Origin of the sequence: Gehongia tenuis, assembly GCF_014384795.1 — a bacterium.
GTDB classification, from domain to species: domain Bacteria; phylum Bacillota; class Clostridia; order Christensenellales; family NSJ-53; genus Gehongia; species Gehongia tenuis.
Map to the genome: position 1 here is coordinate 154,005 of NZ_JACRSR010000002.1, position 16,998 is coordinate 171,002.

The window sequence follows — 16,998 nt, forward strand, 5'->3', positions numbered from 1 at the left end:
TTGTCCATGGGTTGTATTATATCACAGCTCCCGTACCGCCTCAACCAATCCTATCCATGAAAAAAGCCCGCCCCCCTGGGCAGGCCTTCCAATCAATAGCTGTTCTTGCCAATATCCTTAATTTTTTGAATGGGAATGTGGACCTCCAGCGCCGAAGACCCGGCGTTCTCGCCCTCGCCCCGGTTCAGTTTGACCTCGAAGCCCTCGGCATCAATCTCCATATAACTGGATATGACCCGGGCAATATCGCTTTTCACCAGCTCCAGAAGCCTCGGCGAGACGTTGATCCGATCGTGCATCAGCACCATCTGAAGGCGCTCCTTCGCCACCTCCTTGGAAACCGGTTCCTCCTCCCGCCGCACAAAACGCATCAGATTCATCGCAGCGCACCTCCCGCCCTCGAAGATTCAAAAAGCCGTCTGAACCTTGACATCAGCGTGAGCCGCGGAGGCTCAAGGTCCATGAAGGGCACGGGTCTGCCCATCAGCCTGTCGGCCACATTCTGATAGGCCCGGCCCGCAGGGTGCTCCGGATTGCTCACAATGGGAATGCCCATATTGCTGGCAGGCACGATGTTCTCATCGTCGGGCACCACGCCGACGAGTTCCACCCGCAGTACCTCCAGAATATCATGAATATTCATCATATCCCCCCGGCGAACCATATCGGAACGGATCCGGTTCACCAAAAGCTTGGGCGCGGTCAAATCAAAAGTGGATAATAGGCCAATCACCCGGTCAGCATCCCGAACGGCGGAAACCTCGGGAACCGTCACCACCACCGCCTGGTCCGCCGCACTCACCGCATTGATAAAACCCTGTTCTATTCCCGCCGGGCAGTCAATGATCACATAATCGAAGGTTTCCTTGAGATCGCCCATCAGCTTTTCCACCTGAGCGGGCGTGATGGCGTCCTTATCCTTGGTCTGGGCCGCAGGCAGCAGGTAGAGTCCCTCAAATCGTTTGTCTCGGATCAAAGCCTGCTTGATCCGGCACACGCCATCCACCACATCAATGATATCGTAGACGATGCGGTTTTCCAGGCCCATGATGACGTCCAGATTCCGAAGGCCAATATCCGCATCCACCATGACCACCTTTTTGCCCCGAAGGGCCAGTCCCGTGGCGATGTTGGCCGTGGTCGTGGTTTTGCCAACGCCGCCCTTCCCCGATGTTACGACGATCGCTTCTCCCATGCTGATGCTCCTTTGATGTTCATATTGCCGATTCCACAACCAGCTGGCCATCCTGGACCTTCACCCACTGGGGGCTGACCGGCTGCAGATCGTCCGCGAAAAAGCGGCCCACCGAAGAAGCAATGGATAGTTCGCTGGCCATCAGACTGCCGGCGGCAATCACCGCTCGCTCGTCCCCCTGAAGCCCGGCATGCGCCCGGCCCCGCAGGGTGCCCAGCACCACGATGCTGCCCCGTGCATTCACTTCTCCGTCCTCTTCCACGTTCCCAATCACCACAATATGTCCATCGGAGCTCAATTTTTCTCCGTCCCTCACCGTGCGCCGCACGAAAAGGCATTCGCCCGTCTCCCTGACGGGCTGCGGATCATTGGCTCTCATCTCTATTTCCTGTTTTAGCACAAAGTCTGGCCAGTCCAGAGCCTGCACCTCTTTATAAGGCATGCCCGGCCGGGAAGGCGGCAGTTTTCCCGAGGAAAATTCCACCCGTTCCACGTCCAGCCGTTCCGTAATCAACGCTGTGAGTTCGTCCCGGTGCTGGCGGTCCAGCCGTCCTTCGATGATAACCACCGGGCGGCTGCCCACAAAAAAGTTTCTGCCCGCTTCCATCTTGCGGACAAGTGCATTTTTGACCTCCTCGAAAGGCGCGTTCTCCCGCACCTGAACCAGCAGTCCTTTCTTTGTGCCCTTAAACGCCACCGCTTCCATCTTCGATGCAAAACCTCGTTTCGTACGGACGGGTTACGGTGTGACCGCCCCCGTTTCCGGCAATTTGTCCGCTTCCTTGGTATTCATCATGTTTTCCACATAGTAGGCGATCACCTCACGGGCCGTATAGGAGGCCTGTCCGCCCTTCCAGCCGCAGGGAATGCTCACCACGATAGCAATTTCAGGATCATCGTAGGGAGCAAAAGCCACGAACCAGGCGTCATTCTCCAGCGTTGTGTTGGTGGCGAAGGTCTCCGCGGTACCGGTCTTGCCGCCCACCATATCCTTGTACTCAAAATCTTTGAAGAAGTTGCCCGCCGTGCCATCCTCATCAGAGACCACTTCGCGCATGCCCTCCTTGATGGCTGAAATATAGGAACTGGGAATATCCAGCTGCTGTTTGACCTTGGGTTCAATACTTTCCACCACCTGGCCGTCATGGGAGACGATCTCCTTTACCAGGTTGGCATCATACACCGTGCCGCCATTGACCAGCGTGGCGATATACCGGGCGAGAGAAATGGGGGTGATGGCAGTGACGCTCTGTCCAATGCCTGCCACCAGCGTCATATTGGGGTTCCAGCGGATCTCGCTCAGGTAGCTGTTGATTCCGATGATGAGATCGGTGTTGATGTTTCGGGAGGGCACGCCCAGCTCCTTGAGGCCCGACTTGATGTCGCCGCCCATCTCCACAACGTCCACCGCTTCCGCCAGCCAGTCGCGGATAATGGTATCCGCCTTCTCCTCATCGAAGGCCACGCCGGCACTCTCACAGGTTTCCTTTACCATATCGTAAATTTTCCCGTAGACCAAAACGCCATAGCTGGTGCTCTGATTCTCAATGGGCTGGCTCTTGTCAAAAAGAATATTCTGACAGGCCATGGTGCTGGCCGCCTCGCCCGGAAGCTGGATATTGGTGCGGCCCACCAGCCCGAGATTGTCCGCCCACTGATAGAGCTTGTCAATGCCCAGTCTGTCCGCCACCTCGTAGAAAAAGTAGTTGCAGGAATTCTTGAGGCCGGTGGTGATGGTCTGATTGGAATGGGCGTCAAAATTGGGCGCCACCCAGCACTGAGGACCGCTGCCCACCAGCACGTGGGCATTGTAAGGACCCTGGTCGGAGATGGTGGTGTTCAGCGTAATGGAACCCTCCATCAGTCCGGCAAGGCCAGTCGTCATTTTAAAAACGGAGCCGGGCGCCGTCTTGGACGAGATTGCCTTATTGAAAAGAGGATATCGCTTATCCTCGCTCAGCACCTTGTAATCGCTTTGCGAGATGCCGCCCACGAAGAGGGAAGGATCATAGTCGGGATAGCTGGCCATGGCCAAAATATTGCCGGTATGGACGTCCATGACCACCGCCGACGCCGTTTCCGCAAGCTTCAGCTCGCTGCCCCGCTGATCGAGCGTGGGCTGGTACTTGCTGGGGTTCAGGGAATACTCGGTCAGCTGGTTTTGGCGCACCTGCTGCACGTTCTCCTCCAGCGCCGTTTCCAGCGTTTTTTGCAGATTGGTATCGATGGTCAAAACCACGTTATCGCCCGCTGTGGGCGCGGTATATTCAAGTTCCCGGGTGACCTTGTTGAGGCTGTTCACCTCCACCACCCGTTTGCCCTGCCGTTTCACGCTGTTGCCCGTCAGGTGCTCCTCCATGGAATATTCGACGCCGGTCAGACCGATCTGATCCTCGCTGCCGTAGCCCAGCGCCTCATATTTTTCGATGGTCTCCTCCGACTGCATCTTTCCTGTATAACCCAGAATGTGCGAAGCCAGCGTACCCCGGGGATAGACCCGGATGGAACTTTCTTCAATGCTCATGCCCGTGAGGTCATTGCTGCGGGTCTCGATCTCTGCAATGGTCCGTTCGTCCACATCCTTGGCGATGGTGACCGGATAATAGGAACGGAAGGCGTTCATCTGAACCTCCTGCCAGACCGCCAGAATCTTCATGGCAAGTTCATCGCTGGCCTCCTCCGGAATGCAGTAGTAGGTTCTCAGCCGGGCCACCACATCCCCGGCCGTGGGATATTTTTCCGCGGACACGCCCAGATTGCTGCGCCAAAGCTTTTCCCTGGCCGCCGCCTGTTCCTCGGTGATATTACCCCAGCTGAAGGCGTATTCGCCGTTCTCGTTCTTCACGATGGCAAAGGACGGCTGCAGTTTGCCGCCGTTCTTCTCCACGATGCTGAGCGTGTTGATGATGGCGCCGGTGTAATCCCTTCGGTATGTCTCGCTTCGCTTGGAGACATCCTTATAAAAGACCACATCGTAGCTTCTTTGGTCATAGGCCAGCGGAATATAGCTGGAGTCATAAATGGTGCCCCGATAACCCTTGAGGGTCAGCGTCCGGGTCGTCTTGTTTTCCGATTGGGACGCCAGCACTGTCCCTTCCCACAGCTGCAAATACTGCAGCTGATAAATCATGATGCCCGCTGCAATCAGAATCACAAGACCGATGATCACATAGCGGTCCCTAAGCTTTTTTAACATATTCAGTTCCCCTCACCTAAAAGGAAATCTATCTTTCTATATAGGCTATTGTACCATTGGTTTAAAAAATAAGAAAGGAATCCGGGCACGCAAATACGCTCGAATCCAAACAAGTATGGGCGATCCTTGTAAGACGCCACCAATATTTAGAAAAAATCACTGCGAACGATGGTGCGCATGCACCGGGCCTTGAAGAGTCTTTTGAGCCCGAAGTAGATGGGAAGTGCCAGAATAACCGTGTATACGGCTTCCGGCAGTATTCGGGATATGAACATATTCCAAAGATTAAAATGCACGCCGGCAAAATAGACGAAGGCAGAAAATACCAGTTCCCGCACAATCACGCCCACCCATACGATGGCAAAGGGGAGCCATGCGGCGTGGTACAGCCGGGCGGCAAGAAAAGCCGCGGCACCCACCACCAGAAGATAGCCCAGCGTGTAGGGGCCAAGATAGGTCGAAAAGAACAGATCCAGCATGAATCCACCGAAAAAAGCCATGCCAAGACCCGCCGCGGGCCCCGCAAAAAAGCAGAAGCATACGGCAACAACGAGAAAAAGATCCGGCGAAATCCGCAGGATCGTCAGATGGGAAAACACGGCAATATGCAATATCCAAGTCAGCACCGCAATGCCGGCCATGATAAGCTTACGCATCAATCCACCTCGATTTGTTCCGTGCTGGAACGAACCACCAGCACCCCTTCCAGATGATAGAAGTCCACATAGGGCCGCACCACGGCATACTTCTGGCCGTCAGCTCCGGAACGGCTGACCTCGGTGATCTCGCCGATAGGAATGCCCTTGGGATACACGCCGCCAAGACCGGAGGTGCTCACCACATCCCCGGGCAGAAGTTCGGATTCAAAGGGAAGATAATACATGTGGCAAAGGCCCTCGTTGACTCCCGTATCCAGCGTACCCCGAAGAACGCCGTTGTCCCGGGTCCGTTCAATGAGGCCGGAAACCGAGCTTCTGCCATCGATGATGGATACCACCTTGGACCAGTTGCCCCCCGTTTCCATCACGCGGCCCACCAGACCGTCCTCGTTGATGACGGCCATATCCACTTCAACGCCCTGATTCGTGCCCTGATCGATTACGAAAGTGCTGAACCAAGTGCCCGGATTTTTTGCCGTCACCTTGGCATAGCCCACGGTAAGTTCGGGATGCTCCTCCGAATAATTGAGCAACGCCTTCAGCCGTTCATTCTCCTGCTTCATATCCTGAAGCTGCTGATTCTCCGTTGCCAGCGTGGACGCCTCGAGAGCCAGTTCATCGTAATCCTTTTGCAGATCCCGGTTCCTGCCGATACTGCCAAAGAAGTCCCCGATCGACCCGGTCACACGGCCAAAAAAGCCCTGGATGGGGCCGGCAATACCGCCAAATACGCTTTCAAGGCCGGTCACATTATTGGTATCCAGCGCAGTGATGACGATCAGCAAAATGAAGATGACCACCAATATGATGACCGCCAAAATCGGCCATTTTCTCATCAAGGGCTTCATGTCTTCCCCCTCGTATTACGCTTTACTGTAGTGCTTTTTGAGGGTGTCCATGCCCTCCACAATTTGGCCCGTACCGATGGCGACACAGTCCAGCGGCGCATCGGCCACCTGCACCGGCATGCCCACCTCCTGGGAGATGACCCGGGTAAGGCCCGTCAAAAGGGCGCCGCCGCCGGTGAGCATGATGCCGCGATTCAGAATATCCGAGGCCAGCTCCGGAGGCGTCTTTTCCAGCGTGGAGCGAATGGCGCCTACGATCTCATCCACGGGTTCCAGCAGAGCCTCCCGTACCTGATTGTTGCTGATGCTTTGGGTCCTGGGAAGGCCGGTATTCTGATCCCGGCCGCGCATATCAATCACCGTCTCCGTTTTGACCGGATAGGCGGTGCCAATGCTCATTTTAACCTCCTCAGCGGTGCGTTCGCCGATGAGCAGGTTGAACTCCTTGCGGGCGTAGTTTATGATGCACTCGTCCATCTTATTGCCGCCAATGCGGATGGACTGACTGGTCACGATGCCACCAAGGGACATGACCGCCACCTCCGTGGTGCCGCCGCCGATGTCCACCACCATACTGCCCGAGGGATCGTTGACGGGAAGGCCGGCGCCGATGGCCGCTGCCATGGGCTCCTCCACCAGAATCGCCGTGCGGGCGCCCGCCGAGCGCACCGCGTCCTCCACGGCCCGGCGCTCCACTTCGGTCACGCCGCAGGGCACGCAGATCACCACCCGGGGGTGGCTGAAAAAGCTCATGGTTCCGCTACCGATTACCTTGCGGATCAGATAACGGATCATGGTCTCCGTCACGTCAAAGTCTGCAATTACACCATCCCGCAAGGGGCGCACAGCCACAATATTGCCCGGCGTGCGGCCGATCATGCTGCGGGCCTCATCGCCCACCGCCAGAACCTGCCGATGATTCCCCGTTTGAATTGCAACCACCGAGGGTTCCCGAATCACAATGCCCTTGCCGCGCACATAGACCAGCACATTGGCCGTTCCAAGATCAATACCCATATCCTTCGAAAAAGGACTCCAAACCATCACTATTCACACTCCATCCGTATAGCATCCGGGATTGTATAGAATGATAACCACTATGGACATGTTTCAAACCCGGACTCAGGAAAAACTTTCATACCCATATCCTTGAGAATATGCCTCAGCCTGTACAAAGGTAGTCCCACCACGTTGTAATAGTCGCCGTCAATGCGGTCCACCAGCAGGCCGCCCTGCTGCTGAATGCCATATCCGCCCGCCTTGTCCAAAGGCTCCCCCGTGGCAATGTAGCCCTGCATTTCCCACTCATCGAAGGCCATGTGCACCCGGGTAATCTCGCAAAACGTCCGGACCCTCTGCCCATCGGACACCCAAAGCCCGGTCATCACCTCGTGCCACCGGCCGTTCAGCGCTGAAAGCATCCTTGCCGCATCCTCGGGGTCTTTCGGCTTGCCAAGCAGCTTGTCCCCCAGCACCACCAGCGTATCCGCCGCGATAATCCAGCTGTTTTTCTGCCTCTCAGCCGCCCATTCACCCTTTCGGGATGCAAGACAGACCACCTGCTCCTCTGGGCCGAGACCCGCCTTCGGCGTCTCGTCCACCACAGGCGCCATGCATACGAAGGAGGAAATCACCCGTTTCAGCAGTTCCCGCCTTCTCGGCGAAGCCGACGCCAATACAACTTTCTCCAATTTCTTTTCCTCAAAAATCCAATATATAAGGTGATTATAACTTAATCGGATACAGGATGCAAATGATATCCAAAAAGCTCCGGCCAGACCCATTTCCCGGGTCCACCGGAGCTTTCTTTCTTTTCTTACAGAATGACCAGATTTTTGCCGTAAGCCCGCTTGAAATAGAAGCTGGAAGTGAGGGCATCCTTGATCTCCAGGGAAACATCGGCCTTGGCCTGGGTTTTCATGATCACCGAATCCCCAAGCACATCGCAGGCAACATCCTCCACAGCGCCGGACATGGTGCGGTCGAAGCTCTCCGCAATGCGCACCAGTACACCCAGTTTGGCGATGATCTCGGGATCCCCCTCCTCCAAAACGCCTTTAAACCGCGCCCAATCCCTGGGCCTGTCCTGCTTGCGGTGGGCCGCAGCAATGAAGGCGGCCATCACCTGTTCCCGATGGGTGAGCCCATAGATATTGGTGTGCATGATCAGATAATAGGCGTGACGGTGATGATCGTAGTAACGTATGGCCGATCCCACATCATGCATGTATGCCGCTGTCTTGAGAATCCTCCGATAGGAAGCGGGCAGTTTATGCAGGGAACGAAGCTGATCAAACATGGACAAGGCCAGCTTGTACACCTGTTTGGCATGAGGAATGTTCATATTAAAGTAGGACAACTCGTTCAGCAGCGACGTCTCCAGCATGTCCTCCAAGGGCTTGGTCTTGACGTTGGGCATGGCATAGGCATAGAGGATGCCCTCCCGAAGGCCCGCCGTACCCACCACAATCTCCGGCGCATTGATGTATTCGGCCACGGTCACAATGGTGGCCAGTGCACCGGTGAAGATATCCGCCCGTTCGTTGGACAGACCCGGAATGCGCATCCTCCGGTCGAGGTCCAGCCCCTTGACATGCTCATAGATGGACCTTGCCGTCTCCACCTTGATGGGATAATTATGGTTCATATCCAGTGGATAATGCTCTTTCTTGCGGCTGATCTTGCCAAGATTGCGCATGGAACCGCCAATGCCGATGATGGGCAGATTTTTCTCCAGCGCCTTTTTCAGCCAGGGCGCCTGCTCATCCAGCTGCTCCCGCACAAAGTTCTCAATGTTGGCCAGCTGCTCCGGAGTGACTTTATCCTGCAGGGCAAACTTTTCCGTCAGCGTGACAGCGCCATAAGGAATGGTTACCGAATGCATGAGCCGCCGTTTCTCCACATAGATGATCTCAAAGCTGCCGCCGCCCAGATCCATGATGACTCCTTCATTGAAATCCAGACTGTTGATGGCACCAAGATAGACGTAATAGGACTCTTCCTCGCCGGACAGAACCTGCAATTCGATTCCGGTGGCATGCTTCACCTCATCGATGAAACTGCGCTGGTTACGGGCTCGGCGCACCGCTGCCGTGGCCACCGCCACGATCTGCTCCACGCCATTGCATTCACAAAGGCGCTTGAACATCTGCAGCGTCTGTATCGTCTGTCGCACCCGCTTGGGACGCAATATATTATCATCGGTCATCTCTTCGCTTAGACGTACAGATTCCTTGATCTGATCGATAACCCGATAGCCGCCGTTATCATAAATGTTTGCAACAAGCAGCCTCGCGGTATTGGAACCAAGATCAATGATGCCGATCCGTTTCATTTAATCACTTCCTCTCAGTGCTTCTGTCTGTCAGCCCTTGAAGGGAATTTGCATCGTTCCCGTCGGGCACTTCTCCACACATTTACCGCAGGCCGTGCACTTGCTGTGATCGATCTTTGGTAAATTGTTATCCATTTTCAGTGCATCGTATTCACAGGCCCGAACACAAAGCCCGCAGCCAATGCAGCCATTGGAGCATACTTCACGAACAGCTTTGCCCTTTTCTTGCGTATGGCACAAAACATCCGCCACATTTTCCTTGGCCTCCACCAGCCAGATGATGTTCACCGGGCATTCCTTCACGCACATGCCGCAGGCCGTACACTTGGCCTCGTCCACCCGGGCCACACCGTTTTCACCAATGGCGATGGCGCCGAACTTGCACACGCGGGTGCAGTCCCCCTCGCCAAGGCATCCATAGATGCAGGCCTTCTTGCCGCCGCCCACCATATGGGCTTCCCGGCAGGTATCCACATCCTGGGGCTCAAAACGATTCCTGCAGTTCACGCCGCCTTGGCAGTGGACACGGGCAACCCTTCGCCCCACGCTTTCATAGGATACGCCCAGCAACGCGCCCAGCTTCTTGCCCAGTTCATTGCCGCCCACCGGGCATCCGCCCACCGGCGCCTTTCCCTGAGCCACCGCCTCCGCAAAACCGTCGCAGCCCGCAAAACCACAGCCGCCGCAGTTGGCGCCGGGCAAAAGCTCCCGGACCGCCTCCACCTTTTCATCCTTTTTAACCGCAAACTTCTTGGATGCAAAGGCCAGAATACCGCCGAAGATGAGTCCCAAGCCGGCCAGAATCGCCACTGGCACCAAAATATCGTATAACAATGTCTCAGCCTCCTATTTGATCAAGCCTTGGAATCCAAGAAATGCCAAGGACATCAGCCCCGCGCTGATGAGGGCGATGGGGAATCCGCGGAGCGCCTTGGGAATGTTGGCCGTTTCCAGCCGCTCCCGGACCCCCGCAAACAGTACGATAGCCAGTGTGAATCCCAGAGCGCCGCCCACGCCGTTGACCAGCGTCTCCAAAAGATCGTAGCCTTCCGTGATGTTGAGGATGGCCACGCCCAGCACCGCGCAGTTGGTGGTGATGAGGGGCAGGTACACGCCCAACGCCTGATAGAGGGTGGGACTCATCTTTTGCAGCACCATTTCCACGAACTGAACCAGGGCCGCAATCACCAGAATGAAGGCGATGGTCTGCAGATACTCCATGTGGGCGGGCACCAGAATGAGGTACTGAACCCCATAGGTGATCACCGAGGCCATGGCCATGACAAACGTCACTGCAAGCCCCATGCCAAGGGCCGTATCCAGTTTCTTGGACACGCCCAGGAAGGGGCAGATGCCCAGGAACCGGGACAGCACAAAGTTGTTGACCAGCACCGAGCCCAGCAGAATCAACAGCAGCGATACAAATTTATCCATGCTTACCTCCCTACGATGCCTTGCCGGTCAATTTATTGTACAGACCCATCAATAGTCCCAGGGTAATGAAGCCGCCGGGCGCCATGATCATCATGAGCACCGGCGAGAATCCCTCGCCCAGAACCGTCATGCCAAAGAACGTGCCATTGCCGAGGAACTCCCGGATGATACCGATGGCAATGAGCGCCGCCGTGAAACCAAGGCCGCTTCCCAAGCCGTCAATCAGGGAATCCAGCGGATTGTTCTTGGAGGCGAAGGCTTCCGCCCTGCCCAAAATGATGCAGTTCACCACGATGAGCGGAATGAAGATGCCAAGCGCTTGATAAAGGCTGGGCACAAAGGCCTGCATCACCATCTGAACCACCGTCACAAAGGCAGCGATGACCACGACAAAGCAAGGAATTCGCACCTTCGCGGGAATGAAGTTCTTGAGGAGCGAAACCACCAAGTTGGAGCACATGAGCACGAAGGTGGCCGCAAGACCCATGGCCAAACCGTTGATGGCCGATGTGGTCACAGCCAGCGTAGGGCACATGCCCAGCACCAGCACAAAGGTGGGATTTTCCTTGAGGAAGCCGTTCATGAACACATTTTTCAGTCTTTTCATGTCACTGCCCTCCCTCAAGCTCGGAGCGATACAGTTCCAGCACCGTATTCACGCCGTCGGTCACTGCCCGGCTGGTGATGGTGGCGCCGGAGATCGCCAGAATATCGTCGTCTCCAGAAGCTGCACCCTTGGCCACATTAAAAGCCTCGGGGGCCTTGCCCACGTACTGGTTCATGAAGATCGGCGCGTCCGCCTTGGCGCCAAGGCCCGGCGTCTCGCTGTGGGAGTTGATCTTGACGCCGGTGACGCCTTCTTCGTTTACGCCCACCGTCATCACGATATCGCCGCCATAGCCCTTGCTGGTCAGTTTGACCGTGTAACCCACGATCCCCCCATTGGCCTTGCCGGCATAGATCTCTTCAATTCCAGCGTCATTTTGCATGTCCAGCTTCTCAAAATCCTCTGCCGCCGGCAGCACCTCCTGCCGGGCCTGCTGAGCCTGCATACGCTCCTGCTCGGCGATGGGTTCCTTGGTGATGTAATAGGTGCCGCCGAGAAAGAGGCCCGCCACCAGAGCGATGAGGGCCAGCCGGCTCACCATGCGAAAGGACTCACCCACGGCTTTTCACCTCCCCAAAGACTTTGGGTTTCATGAAACGGTCCAAAAGCGGCGCCGCAATGTTCATGATGAGGATGCTGTAGGAAACACCCTCGGGATAGCCGCCCCAGATCCGGATCACCGAGGTGATCACGCCGCATCCGATGCCAAAGACGATGCGGGCCTTGGGGGACACCGGAGAGGTGGTGTAGTCGGTTGCCATAAAGAACGCGCCCAGCATCAGGCCGCCCATTAGGATATGATGGAGAGGCATACCGGTGAACATGCCGGCCTGGCCGCCGAAAATCCAGGTTAGAAGGGCGGTGGTCCCGATAAAGGACAGTGGAATGCGGATATCGATAAGCCGCGCAGCCACCAGATAGGCCGCACCGATCAGGATGGCCAGTGCGGAAGTCTCACCGATGCATCCGCCTATGTTGCCGATAAAAAGGTTCCAGAGGGAAGGCAGCTGTTCCACCGCGCCGCTTTTCATCAGGGCAAGCGGTGTGGCGCTGGCCACGGCGTCCAGGCCCGGCGCCACGAAATTGGTCATGAGCACCGGCCAGGATACCAACAAAAAGGCCCGGCCCGCCAAAGCCGGATTCACGAAATTATGTCCAAGCCCGCCGAAGCACTGCTTCACAATAGCGATGGCAAAGGCGCTGCCCACCACCGGCAGCCACCAGGGCGCCGTAGGCGGAACGTTATAGGCAAGAAGAAGTCCCGTCACCACGGCGCTGAAATCGTTCACGGTCACGGGTTTTTTCATCAGCTTTTGAATCACGGCCTCGGTCAAAACCGCCGAAGCCACCGACAGCACCATGATCAGCAGTGCATGCCAGCCATAGAAATACACTCCCATGATTCCAGCGGGCAGGAGTGCGATGGTCACGTCCATCATGATCTTGCGGACCGTCAAAGACCCACGGATATGAGGCGAGCTGGAAACGACGAGCAACTCGTTCATGACTTCCTCCCATTTTCTTTTTGTTTTTGTCTCTCCCTCGCCAGCGCCGCCTTGGCCATCTTGACGGACTGGACCAGATTGAGTTTAGCCGGGCAGGCATACGCGCAGCATCCGCATTCGATACAGTTGGCCGCACCATAGGTCCATGCCTTCTCGTAGTCCTGAATATCGGAATGGGAGGCGATATAAAGGGGCATAAGCCCCATGGGGCACACCGCCACACACCGTCCGCAGTGGATGCAGGTCACCCGCTCGTCCAGCTTGCGCATGCTCTCCGAAAAGAACAGCAGTCCGCTGCAGCCCTTGGTCACCGGCGTTTGCAGCGTGCTTTGCGCCTGGCCCATCATGGGGCCGCCGGAGATCACCTTGTAGAGCTCCTGGCTCAATCCGCCGCAAAGATCCAGCAAATGCTGAAAGGGAGTGCCGATGGGCACCCATAGATTGCTTGGCTTTTTCACCGCATCCCCGGATACGGACAACACCCGATGGGTCAGAGGTTTGCCCTCCACCACCGCCTGGGCGATAGCGTACATGGTGGAAACGTTCTGCACCACGATGCCCACATCCGCCGGCAGACCTCCCGCAGGCACCTTCCGTCCGGTCAGCGCATAGGCCAGCTGCTTTTCACCGCCCTGGGGGTATTTCACTTTAAGAGGCGCAATCTCCACGCCGTCGATCTTGCTGAACGCTTCGTCAATGATGCGGATGGCCTCCGGTTTGTTGTCCTCAATTCCCACGATAGCCCGGTCCACGCCCAGAATCTTCATGGTGATATTGACGCCCTCGACAATCAGGTCCTTGTACTCGATCATCGCCCGGTCATCCGCGGTGAGATAGGGTTCGCACTCCGCCGCGTTCACCAAAAGAACATCCACCTTTTTGTCCGGCGGCGGCGACAGCTTCACGTGGGTGGGGAAAGTGGCGCCTCCCATACCCACGATGCCCGCTTCCTTCACGATTTCCACAAGCTTCTCTTTGGAAAGGCTCTCCCAGTCGGAATGGGGCGTAAGGCTGGGGAAAACTTCGTCCAGCCCATCATTTTCAATGATCACCGTCTCGGCCTTGTGACCGGAGGGATGATCCCACAGCATCACGCTTTTTACCTTGCCCGATACGGACGAATGGACATTGGCACTCACAAAACCTTGTGCCTCACCTATTTTTTCGCCCACCCGCACATGGTCGCCGGCTTTGACCAGCGCTTTGGCAGGAGCACCAATGTGCTGGACCAAAGGGATATAGACAACCGGCGGAGCTTTGACGGTCTCAATCGGCAGTTCCGCCGTGTACTTTCCGTGCTTTTCATGATGCAACGGAAATACGCCGCCCTTAAAGGAACGCGGCTTCAACATCGCTTCACCTTCTCATTATAAATATGAAATAACCAAGGAAACACAAGGTATTATACCATAGACCCCGACCCAAATACAATATGCGCGAAGCAGGTAATTGCATAAAAAAAGCCTCCACCTGTTGAAAGGTGAAGGCTCTTGTTCATTCCTTCTTTGCGGGATCCTCATTGAGATGGTAAGTCAGGGTAAGCAGGCTGTCGCTGAGATGGAGGTTCTCCACGCAAACGTCCTGTTCCGGAAGGGATACATCCACCGGCGCAAAGTTCCAAATACCCTTGATGCCCGCCTCCGCCATCCTCTCGGCGATCTTACGGGCCACCGACTGGGGCGTGGTAATGATGCCGATGTCCACCTGATGCTCCCGAACAAAAGCCTCCATCTTTTCCACCGGCCATACCAAAACCCCGTTGACGAAGGTCCCCACCGGCGGGGACTGGGTATCAAAAAGAGCGGCCACCGTAAAGCCTTCATCCTTGAAGTTTGTGTAGTTGGCCAGTGCCTGGCCCACATTGCCCGCGCCCACGATAATCACCTGGTAGTGCTTATGGAGGCCCAGGATGCCGGCGATGGTATTCTTAAGGTCGGTCACATTGTAACCGTAACCCTGCTGACCGAAGCCCCCAAAACAATTAAAATCCTGACGGATCTGGGATGCCGTAAGCCCGGTATACCTTCCCAGCTTCTCGGAGGATATGCGCTCCACCCCGTTCTTCTCCAAGTCCACGAGGTAGCGGTAATAGCGCGGCATGCGGCGGATGACCGCATCGGATACCCGTGATCTCACGATGGTTCCCTCCTTAAGTCCTATTCACAAATACTATTATACTGGGAAAAGACGATTCGGACAACAGAAAACGCAAAAATCGTTAAAATAAAAACGATCTGAAATTTGACCCGTTCCGGCTTTTTGGGTACAATGGGCCCATACGATGTTTGCCGGGAAAGGAAGGCGCTCCCTTTGATCATTCAACTGTCGGGCATAGAAAAATACTTCGGCGTGCAGCCTGTTTTACAGGGTGCCGATTTGATGATCCAAGAAAAACAGCGTCTGGGAATCGTGGGCGCCAACGGCGCGGGAAAGACCACGCTCATGCGCATCATGCTGGGCCTTGAGGGCGTGGACAAAGGCACGATTCATCAGCAAAAAGGCCTCCGGGTCGGCTATCTGCCCCAGCACAGCGACATGGAATCCACCAGCACCGTCTATGAGGAGATGCTTTCCGTATACGAGCCGGTTTTTGAGATGGAACGGCGGCTGGCCCAGATGGAGGCGGAGATGGGCCAGCTTCATGACAGCGATCCCAAGGCCTACGCCCAGCTCACCGACGCCTACGACCGGATGCGCAAACGCTTTGAAGATATGGACGGGTACGGGTACAACTCCAGCATCCAGGGCGTGCTGGCGGGTCTTGGTTTCCAGAAAAGCCAGTACGATCAGCCCGCCCATACCCTGAGCGGCGGGCAGAAGGCGCGGCTCTCCCTGGCCAAGCTGCTGGTGGGAAAACCGGACGTGCTCATGATGGACGAACCCACCAATCATCTCGATATCCGAACCACCCGATGGCTGGAGACCTATCTGCAGCGCTTTGAGGGCGCCCTGGTCATCATTTCCCACGACCGTTATTTTCTGGACACCCTCTGCGACAGCATCGCCGACGTGCATTTTGGTCGTATTCACACCTATCAGGGGAACTATTCCCAGTTCCGCGTGAAAAAGCAGGCTCAGCTGGAACAGCAGCAAAAAGAGTACGAACTCTACTGCCGGGAAGTGGAGCGGCAAAAAGAGATCATCGAAACGTACCGCTCCTTCAACCGGGAGAAGAGCATCAAGGCGGCCGAAAGCCGGGAAAAGGCTCTCGCCCGCATGACCGTGGTGGAACGCCCGCCCCAGGATTTCAAGATTGCCTTTGAGTTTCCTCCCTGTCCCCCTTCCGGCCAGGACGTGCTCACGGCGCAGGATCTCGCCATGGCCTTTGACGGCAAGACCGTCTTTGAAGGGCTGGGTTTCCGCATTCAGGCGGGAGACCGCATCGGTGTGATCGGTCCCAACGGCTCAGGAAAATCCACGCTGATCAAAATTCTGGCAAAAAAGCTGCGGCCCACCCAGGGCGAACTCTTTTGGGGCGCGGGCGTAAAGCCAGCCTACTATGATCAGCAGCTGGCCCTGCTCGATGAAAACAAGACGCTGATGGATCAGATTTGGGATGCCCATCCGGCTCTTACGCAGACCCGCATCCGAAGTGCGCTGGCGGCCTTTGGCTTCGTCAAAGATGAGGTTTTCAAAACCATTTCCATGCTCAGCGGCGGCGAACAAAGCCGGGTGGCGCTGGTGGAGCTGCTGCTGAAGCCCGCCAACCTGCTGCTGCTGGACGAGCCTACCAACCATCTGGACATGGATGCCTGTCAAGCGTTGGAAAACGCGCTCATCGGGTACGAAGGTACGCTGATCACCATCTCCCACGACCGCTACTTTATCAACCGGATCGCCAACCGCATCTTTGAAATTAAGGACGGTCAGCTTCTGGAGGTTCTGGGCAATTACGACGATTACGCGGCCTATCAGCAGCGTCTCCAGGAGGAGGAAGCGTCGGAAAGCGTCGGCCCCACCAAGACCGCCCGTGTGAAGGCACAAAAGGCGCTGAGAGTGGAGCGGGAACAGCTCCGTCAGCAGAAAAAAGCGCTGGAACAGGTGGAAAACGACATCGCCGTTCTGGAAAAGGACATGGAAGGCTTGGCCGGGACTTTGTCCAGCGGCGCCCTTTCCGCCCAGGAATCCCTGGCGGCAGCGCAGCGATATGCGGCCATGGAGGAATCGCTGAATGAATTGATGGAGCGCTGGGAGGCTATGCAAAGCGAATAATATTTTAG

17 protein-coding genes are annotated in these 16,998 nt (G+C 56.2%); 1 reads left to right on the top strand and 16 read right to left on the bottom strand.

Annotated elements, in window-relative coordinates:
- Positions 1-92: 92 nt before the first annotated feature.
- From minE to H8696_RS06835, 16 genes are all read right to left on the bottom strand, one after another.
- A complete protein-coding gene (gene minE / locus H8696_RS06760; RefSeq protein ID WP_249316170.1) occupies positions 93-380 on the bottom strand; it encodes a cell division topological specificity factor MinE in 288 nt (95 codons plus the stop codon).
- On the bottom strand, positions 377-1,195 hold the full coding sequence (minD, locus tag H8696_RS06765; RefSeq protein WP_249316171.1) for a septum site-determining protein MinD: 819 nt from the start codon (positions 1,193-1,195) through the stop codon (positions 377-379). The genes minE and minD overlap by 4 nt, the downstream gene beginning before the upstream one ends.
- Positions 1,196-1,214: 19 nt before the next feature.
- On the bottom strand, positions 1,215-1,901 hold the full coding sequence (minC, locus tag H8696_RS06770) for a septum site-determining protein MinC (protein WP_249316172.1): 687 nt from the start codon (positions 1,899-1,901) through the stop codon (positions 1,215-1,217).
- Positions 1,902-1,934: 33 nt separating this feature from the next.
- On the bottom strand, positions 1,935-4,391 hold the full coding sequence (locus H8696_RS06775; RefSeq protein ID WP_249316173.1) for a penicillin-binding transpeptidase domain-containing protein: 2,457 nt from the start codon (positions 4,389-4,391) through the stop codon (positions 1,935-1,937).
- A gap of 146 nt (positions 4,392-4,537) precedes the next feature.
- Entirely contained in the window at positions 4,538-5,047 is a 510-nt protein-coding gene (gene mreD / locus H8696_RS06780; RefSeq protein ID WP_249316174.1) for a rod shape-determining protein MreD, read from the bottom strand.
- Positions 5,047-5,898: a rod shape-determining protein MreC gene (mreC, locus tag H8696_RS06785; protein ID WP_249316175.1), complete on the bottom strand. Its 852-nt coding sequence runs from the start codon at positions 5,896-5,898 to the stop codon at positions 5,047-5,049. Before mreC ends, mreD begins: the two co-directional genes overlap by 1 nt.
- Positions 5,899-5,913: 15 nt before the next feature.
- Entirely contained in the window at positions 5,914-6,942 is a 1,029-nt protein-coding gene (locus tag H8696_RS06790) for a rod shape-determining protein (RefSeq protein ID WP_249316351.1), read from the bottom strand.
- Positions 6,943-6,995: 53 nt separating this feature from the next.
- On the bottom strand, positions 6,996-7,589 hold the full coding sequence (locus tag H8696_RS06795; RefSeq protein WP_249316176.1) for a Maf family protein: 594 nt from the start codon (positions 7,587-7,589) through the stop codon (positions 6,996-6,998).
- 125 nt (positions 7,590-7,714) lie between these two features.
- A complete protein-coding gene (locus H8696_RS06800) occupies positions 7,715-9,232 on the bottom strand; it encodes a Ppx/GppA phosphatase family protein (protein ID WP_249316177.1) in 1,518 nt (505 codons plus the stop codon).
- Positions 9,233-9,262: 30 nt separating this feature from the next.
- Positions 9,263-10,066, bottom strand: coding sequence for an RnfABCDGE type electron transport complex subunit B (locus H8696_RS06805; RefSeq protein ID WP_249316178.1), 804 nt, complete (start codon positions 10,064-10,066; stop codon positions 9,263-9,265).
- A 12-nt stretch (positions 10,067-10,078) separates the two neighbouring features.
- Entirely contained in the window at positions 10,079-10,666 is a 588-nt protein-coding gene (gene rsxA, locus H8696_RS06810) for an electron transport complex subunit RsxA (protein WP_249316179.1), read from the bottom strand.
- Between the two features lie 10 nt (positions 10,667-10,676).
- Positions 10,677-11,273 (bottom strand): electron transport complex subunit RsxE, encoded by a 597-nt coding sequence (rsxE, locus tag H8696_RS06815; RefSeq protein ID WP_249316180.1) that lies wholly within the window; start codon positions 11,271-11,273, stop codon positions 10,677-10,679.
- 1 nt (position 11,274) lies between these two features.
- Entirely contained in the window at positions 11,275-11,832 is a 558-nt protein-coding gene (locus H8696_RS06820) for an RnfABCDGE type electron transport complex subunit G (protein ID WP_249316181.1), read from the bottom strand.
- Positions 11,825-12,778, bottom strand: a complete 954-nt coding sequence (locus H8696_RS06825) for an RnfABCDGE type electron transport complex subunit D (protein ID WP_249316182.1) — start codon at positions 12,776-12,778, stop codon at positions 11,825-11,827. The genes H8696_RS06820 and H8696_RS06825 overlap by 8 nt, the downstream gene beginning before the upstream one ends.
- Positions 12,775-14,130 carry an electron transport complex subunit RsxC gene (gene rsxC / locus H8696_RS06830; protein ID WP_249316183.1) on the bottom strand — a complete coding sequence of 452 codons (1,356 nt, stop codon included), beginning with the start codon at positions 14,128-14,130 and terminating at the stop codon, positions 12,775-12,777. The genes H8696_RS06825 and rsxC overlap by 4 nt, the downstream gene beginning before the upstream one ends.
- Positions 14,131-14,272: 142 nt before the next feature.
- A complete protein-coding gene (locus H8696_RS06835; RefSeq protein WP_249316352.1) occupies positions 14,273-14,878 on the bottom strand; it encodes a redox-sensing transcriptional repressor Rex in 606 nt (201 codons plus the stop codon).
- Between the two features lie 210 nt (positions 14,879-15,088).
- Here H8696_RS06835 and H8696_RS06840 point away from each other — a divergent pair, with 210 nt between their 5' ends.
- Positions 15,089-16,990 carry an ABC-F family ATP-binding cassette domain-containing protein gene (locus H8696_RS06840; protein WP_249316184.1) on the top strand — a complete coding sequence of 634 codons (1,902 nt, stop codon included), beginning with the start codon at positions 15,089-15,091 and terminating at the stop codon, positions 16,988-16,990.
- Positions 16,991-16,998 lie beyond the last annotated feature (8 nt).